Source organism: Flavobacterium sp., from assembly GCF_044368625.1.
GTDB lineage: Bacteria > Bacteroidota > Bacteroidia > Flavobacteriales > Flavobacteriaceae > Flavobacterium.
Window position 1 is genome coordinate 24722 of sequence record NZ_JBIPPD010000011.1, and the last position, 6977, is coordinate 31698.

At 37.3% G+C, this 6977-nt stretch carries 4 protein-coding genes; all 4 read right to left on the reverse strand.

What is annotated here, in order from left to right; translation table 11 throughout:
* Nucleotide 1: 1 nt before the first annotated feature.
* A complete protein-coding gene (locus ACIQ2X_RS01780) occupies nt 2-1441 on the reverse strand; it encodes an acetyl/propionyl/methylcrotonyl-CoA carboxylase subunit alpha (protein ID WP_396177164.1) in 1440 nt (479 codons plus the stop codon).
* A 307-nt stretch (nt 1442-1748) separates the two neighbouring features.
* Nucleotides 1749-2234, reverse strand: coding sequence for a biotin/lipoyl-containing protein (locus tag ACIQ2X_RS01785; protein WP_396177160.1), 486 nt, complete (start codon nt 2232-2234; stop codon nt 1749-1751).
* Nucleotides 2235-2478: 244 nt separating this feature from the next.
* Complete coding sequence (locus ACIQ2X_RS01790) at nt 2479-5898, reverse strand: chemotaxis protein CheB (RefSeq protein ID WP_396177161.1); 3420 nt, start codon at nt 5896-5898, stop codon at nt 2479-2481.
* A 420-nt stretch (nt 5899-6318) separates the two neighbouring features.
* Nucleotides 6319-6804, reverse strand: coding sequence for a CinA family protein (locus ACIQ2X_RS01795; protein ID WP_396177162.1), 486 nt, complete (start codon nt 6802-6804; stop codon nt 6319-6321).
* Nucleotides 6805-6977 lie beyond the last annotated feature (173 nt).

The following is a 6977-nucleotide window of genomic DNA, read 5'->3' on the forward strand; positions in this document are numbered from 1 at the left end:
ATTATTGTGGCAACCGAAGGATGTTTTGATCTTTTAAATATTGCTGAAGTGCAATCATTGCAGCAACCTCCGCTTCTTGGTCTTGCTGAAACTTTAGATGTGTTGCATCATAGAATTTTTTTACGAAATGCGTATCAAATTCGCCCGAACGAAACGCTTCATGCTCCATTACAAATTTTCCAAAAGGCAACGTTGTGCTGATGCCCTCCACATTGTACTGCGAAATTGCCTGAATCATCAATTGTATCGAGGCTTCTCGAGTGGCTCCGTAGGTGATTAATTTAGCCAACATAGGGTCGTAATATATGGGCACATCCATACCCTGTTCGAAGCCATTATCGACGCGAATACCCTCGCCTTCGGGCAATGTATAAACGTCAAGACGACCTACGCTTGGTAAAAAGTCGTTTAATGGATCCTCGGCATACACCCTCAATTCCATTGCATGACCAAGTATTTTTAAATCTTCTTGACGCATAGGAAGTTGTTCTCCGCGAGCCACACGAATTTGCAATTCTACTAAATCTACGCCACAAATCAGTTCCGTTACAGGATGTTCGACCTGCAAACGTGTATTCATTTCCAAGAAATAAAAATTTAAATTTTCGTCTAGCAAAAATTCCACCGTTCCCGCTCCTAAATAATCACATGCTTGTGCTACTTTTACAGCCGCTTCACCCATTTGTTTTCGCAATTCTGGAGTTAAAACGGACGATGGTGCTTCCTCCACAACTTTTTGATGTCGTCGCTGAATGCTGCATTCGCGTTCAAATAAATACAAGGTATTTCCGTGGCTATCCGCCATAACTTGTATTTCAATATGTCTGGGTGAAGCCACGTATTTTTCAATAAAAACCGAACCGTCTCCAAAAGCCGAAGTCGCTTCGCTGATGGCACGCGTCATTTGAGATTCCAAATCTTCGACTTTATCTACCACTCGCATTCCTTTCCCTCCACCACCGGCAGATGCTTTGATCAAAACGGGGAACCCTATTTCTAGTGCAATTATTTTGGCTTTCGCTACATCAGTTATGGCCTCGTCAATTCCTGGAACCATGGGAATTCCGTAGGCTTTTACAGCATCTTTAGCGGCAAGTTTACTTCCCATAATGTGAATCGCTTTTGATTCTGGACCAATAAAAATGATTCCGCTGGCCCGAACCGCATCTGCGAAAGCGGCATTTTCGCTTAAAAAACCATAACCTGGATGAATCGCGTCTACTTGAAGCGATTGGGCTACTTCTATAATTTTGCTGCCCATCAAATACGATTGACTGGAAGGATTTTCGCCAATCCAAAAGGCTTCATCGGCAAACTTGACGTGAGGAGCATTTCGATCTACTGACGAATAAACAGCCACTGTTTTTATACCCATTTTTTTTGCCGTTTTCATCACCCGGACTGCAATTTCGCCCCGGTTGGCAACTAATATTTTTGTTATTTTCATATATGTAAAAGTGCTTTTTTTTCGGTCATAATACATGGTATCGCTTTTATTTATTGGTGTTTATCTCACAATTTTATATTTTTCATCGTTATTCGATGATTATTCAATTGCTTGAGAAAACCTCTTTTTTATGGCGATTTCATATTTTATTTCTTTGTTTAGGATGGTTTTAGGTTATAGATTCTCTATGTTAAATTCAAGATTTCTGGTTTGCGAAAGCATCTTCCTATTTTAAACTTTAATCTGGAAACCTGACCCGAAGCGAGGTTAAACTATAAACTTAAAACCTGATACTTCCTCTTTATTCAAACTCAACTAACAATTTTCCTTTTTCCACAGCATCGCCTGCATGGGCTGAAATCGATTTAATGATTCCCGCTCTTGGCGAAAGAAAACTGTTTTCCATTTTCATGGCTTCAAGAATAAAGAGGCACTCGTTTTTTTCTACAGATTGTCCCACAGAAACGCTCATTTCTAGTATCAATCCAGGCATAGGAGCTTTAATAGAATTAACTTGCGAAGAACTTGCGATAAGAAACGCCATCTCCTTAATCAACTGATCAAGAGTATTATTAATTAAAACAGTGTAGGGATTTCCATTGACTCGAACCGTATAGGATTTTGCAATAAAATCTGAGGAGGTAATTTCAGCTGTAAATGCTTTGCTGTTTTTTAAGACGTGAAAATTGGAAGGGGAAACTTCAATAGCATTTAATTCAAGACTTTCGGACGCTTTACGGTCGTAAACTTGCTTGTTATTAACGATGAGTTGGTAACTTTGATCCATATGTAGCTTTTAGTATTGTAAAAATAAGAAAAAGAAAACTTTAAAAAAATTTTTACTTAAATAGATAAAGGTACATTTGCTAAATTTGTATAGTTTTAAAACGAAACCATTTTTCGAAATTTATAAACTACCATCAACCTCAGATAAATGGGGTGAAACCATTTCTAAAATAAATTTACCTTTAAAAATTAGTCCCAAACGGAAATGCCGAAAAGATTCGAAAGTTTTTGTTTGAATTGAATACCTACGATTGCGCCAACGGCAAAATAAGGTGAAATGACGCCCCTTCATCTTCTGCTGCAAATGAGAAAATTTTTCCATGGTGGTTTTCCACAATTTTTTTACAAAGTGCCAATCCAATTCCAGTTCCAACATACAGTTCTTTGCCGTGTAATCGCTGAAAAATAGTAAATATTTTTTTGGCAAACTGTTGTTCAAAACCTATACCATTGTCCTTGAAAATTATTTCAACGTAAGAAAGCTTAGCATTAAGATCGGGGTAATTAGCAACTTCTTCTACCGAAAGTTCCTGCGAAGTAATGGTAATTACTGATGGCACATCAATTTTTGAAAACTTCAGTGCATTGCTTACCAAGTTGTAAAACAATTGGTTCATTTGCAAATGGATGGCTTCAATAACAGGAAGTTTTTCGTAGTGGATACGTGCATTTTTTTCTTGCAAAAGGACTTCGAAATCGTTGAGCACATCGGCGATTACTTCATTCAAATTAGTTTTAGGAAAAGCAATTTCGTGCTGAAGCAACCGGGAATAGTTCAGTAAGTCTTGAATGAGTTGCGACATACGTCCGGCTGCACCATCAATTTTAGAAATATACGATTTTACTTCGGCACTTAGTTCTTCGGTGGGCATAGTATACAAGCGCTTCGAAAAAATGGATATTTTCCGCAAGGGTTCTTGTAAATCGTGGCTGGCAACATACGCAAATTGATCAAGTTGTACGTTGGTTTGCCGTAATTCTTCATTGGATTTTTTGAGCGAAGCCGTACGTTCTTTAATTTGATTTTCTAAATCATCTGCTGAATTTTGAAGCCTTCGCTCCACAAATTTTCGTTCAGTAACATCCTCAATAGCGAGCAAAATGAGCTTTTCATCGTTTTTATGATTCACAATTTGTAAGGCATTCAATAACAAAATACGCAACCCAATTCCAGGAAAATGGATACTGATTTCAAAATCGGTCAATCTCAGTTTCTCTGGAAGTATTTTTTCGAGCAAGGAACGCATCACTTCATCGTCCCACTGGTGATTTTGTATTTGATAAAATAACTCGCCCTCAATTTCAAGTTCTTCCGCTTGAAAAGTTTTATAAAACGAGGCATTGGCCGTTTTAATTCGCAATGATTTATCTAAAACCAACAAAGGTTCACGGATGGTAGAAACGATGCTTTCTGCAAAATAACTGGAAGCCCGGAGCTGGTCTTGCTTGTCCATCAATTCTTGATTTACTATGATCAATTCTTCATTGGTAGATTGAAGTTCTTCTTTGGAAGTTTCCAATTCTTCATTTAAACTTTGCATCTCTTCGTTGCTGCTTTGCAACTCTTCGTTAGCACTTTGCAATTCCTCATTGGCGGCCTCCATATCTTCGGTTATAGAACGCATGTCTTCCCGAAGGTACGCCAACTCTTTTTCCAAATGTTCCATTCGCTTTGCGGCAAGTTCTCGATTTTTCGAACCCAAATCACTCAAACTTTCATCCAAATGTACGGAGACAGTTTGCTTTTCGAAACGAATTAAATAATGGGGTTCGACCGTATCCAAAAGCGGAATTATTTCGATAGAAACTAGTATCTGCCTTTCTGAGTTGGCAGCTGTTCTTTCTGGATAATTAGGTAACAATTTTATTTGCAGTAGAATATGCTCTTTAATAACTGTGAGCTGTTCTTTAGAAGCTTTGTGAACCGCATTTCGCAATTCAAAGCCCAGACCTTCTCGTGCCATTTTTAGCAAATTGTGGGTAGGTTTTCCTTGTGGCACTTGAAGAAAAGGCGTTACATCACCGTGAATATGAACAATATCCAAATGCTCATTGACTACAACACATGCAGGAGCCTTGGAAATCATAATTGTTTCGGCACTTTTTCTAAAATCGGTTTGCGAGGTATCTTTTAGTTCGGGAATCTTGCTTTTGGTGGTCATTTTGTTATTGTTTGATTTTCGTTCGGTGGCAAAACGGATAAACCGATTTGGATTTGGCTTTCGAGTAAAAATTTTTTCGTTTTTATCGACTTGAGCAAATAGTTCAGAAAAAGCACCCACAGACTCCGATTTTCCGAGTAGTAAATATCCGTTTTCTTTTAAGGCATAATGGAATGTGGCGAAGGCTTTTTTTTGTAAAAAATTATTCATATAAATCAACACATTTCGGCAACTGATGAGATCCATCTTGGCAAATGGAGGATCTTTCAAAAAATTATGAGCGGCGATGATACACATCTCCCGAATAAATTTGCGTACTTCGTAAATGTCGTCGTTTTTTATAAAATACTTTTCTAATTGTGCTGCTGAAAATCCTTCAACCTGCTCTTTGGTATATACTCCTAAGCGTGCTTTTTTTATCGCTTTTTCGGAAATATCAGAAGCAAATATTTGAATTTTTACAGATTCAAAATTGTCTTCTAAAAATTCATGCAGACAAATCGCCATCGAATATGCTTCCTCTCCCGTTGAACATCCTGCAATCCACACCCGAAAAGGCTCAGAAAATGGCTTGTTTTTGAAAAGTATTGGAAAAAAAGTATCTTTTAGATTTTGAAAAGTTTTCGGGTTGCGCAAAAAAGAGGTTACTGGAATAAGTACATCTTGAAATAATGCGTCTTGTTCAATGGTATTTTCTTTAAGGAAAATTAAATATTCGGCAATTGTATTTTTGTTGACCAATGCAATTCTTCGGGCAATGCGTCTTTGAAGAGTGGGTCGTTTGTAATACGAAAAATCTACATCTTTTCGTTGCTGAAGAATTCCGATAATTTGTTTGAAAATCAGTTCTTCGTCGTCGTCAACTTTGGCATCTCGGTCGAACACGTGAGAAGTTTTTAGGGTTTTATTTATTTTCAATAGTTGTTCAGGAATAGCTTCGGGCGCTAAAACAAAATCAACTGCTCCTGCATCAATTGCACTTTGTGGCATACCGGAGTAGGCTGCAGTTGCAATATCCTGTGCGATGCAAATACCGCCAAATTTTTTTATTGCTTTTAAACCATCTGTTCCGTCTTTACCTGTTCCGGACAATACCACTCCAATGGCACATTCGGTATGCACTTCGGCAAGGGTAGTAAAAAATAGATCAATGACAAGATTTAAGGTTTTTTTATTTCTAGGAGAAAGTTGCAATATGCCGTCAGTGGAGGTCAGCATTTTATTTTCGGGAATAATATAAATATGATCGGGTGCCAAATGGATTTCGTCCGTAATTTCGTGCACCGGAATTTTTGTGACTTTTTGTAAAATTTCGGGCAAAATGCTATCGTGATTCGGATCAAGATGCTGTACTAGAACGTAGGCCATTCCTGAAATTTCAGGAATAGCTTGCAATAATTGTTTGAAAGCGATAAGTCCGCCAGCGCTTGCTCCAATGCCTACTATTGGAAAATTCTGGACAGTGGCAGGTGGCTCAGAAATGCTTTTTTTTGATACGGACATGGCTGAAAAATAAAATTAAAAACACCGTATTTTACGGCATCGAGTTGTGACATCACTTTTAAAAGTGCGGAAAACACTATTCATTTTGGGGCTTGGCGATTCGAAGAAGAAAGCCTTTTTCAGGCAATTATCGCTGTATTATGATTGGGTGCTTTGTTGTATTTTAATGATATAAAGGTACGTAAATAAAGAGGACTTCTACACACTTCTCTAGCTTACTTTTAAAATCTAAGCTCGGAATAAATCGATAGCTTACTTTGTTGGGTGTACTCCCATCGAAAATTTCTTTTATCCCTAATTCAACAATTTTCAGATTAAATTTTGGTGTAATTGTCTTTAATTCTCGGATTTCATAAACACTTTCGATAGCAACTATAACACTTTATACACCAAATAGTTATTTAAAAAAAACTAAAATACTTATTTATCAGTTGAAAGTTTCTCTGTAATCAATTCGGAAATGGCATCAACCGTTTGGTTTGCCCAACCTCCTCGTTCCTTATCGACTTCCAACTTTATAGAAACGGCCTCGTCGGGGAATAAAATGTGTATAAAAACAGATTGCAGTGTGTGTTCTCGTTTGTGGATGTCGTTGAACCCAAAATCTCCAGTTACTGAAATATGAATATCTGCAGCTAAATATTCGCATAAATGTTGTGCCATTTGACGTGCAACTTCTGCCGATTCGTTTCCGAATTTCCGTAAAACATCCGATTTAATTCCGAAAAAATATTCTTTCATATGGTCTTTCAATGCTACAATACCCCCTAACACAACAACATCGGCGTCTGGAAGTGCAGCAAATTTGCGGCAGATTTTTCCTTCAGAGCCACCTTCTGCAAATGCGATGGTCCATTTTTTGGCTTTTACTACCTCAATACAATGTTTTAATTTTTTTAACTTCATAGTCATTGAAAGTTTGGTATTTTTTTTACTCTTTGCTTAAACAAAATATTTTATACATAAAAAATAAAATACTCACATCCTGATTGGTAACTTTTTTACCTTGTGTTGTGTTAAGAAAACACAATAAGCTCCTTCACTTTAAATTTTATAAAACTACAACCATAAAAGCGACT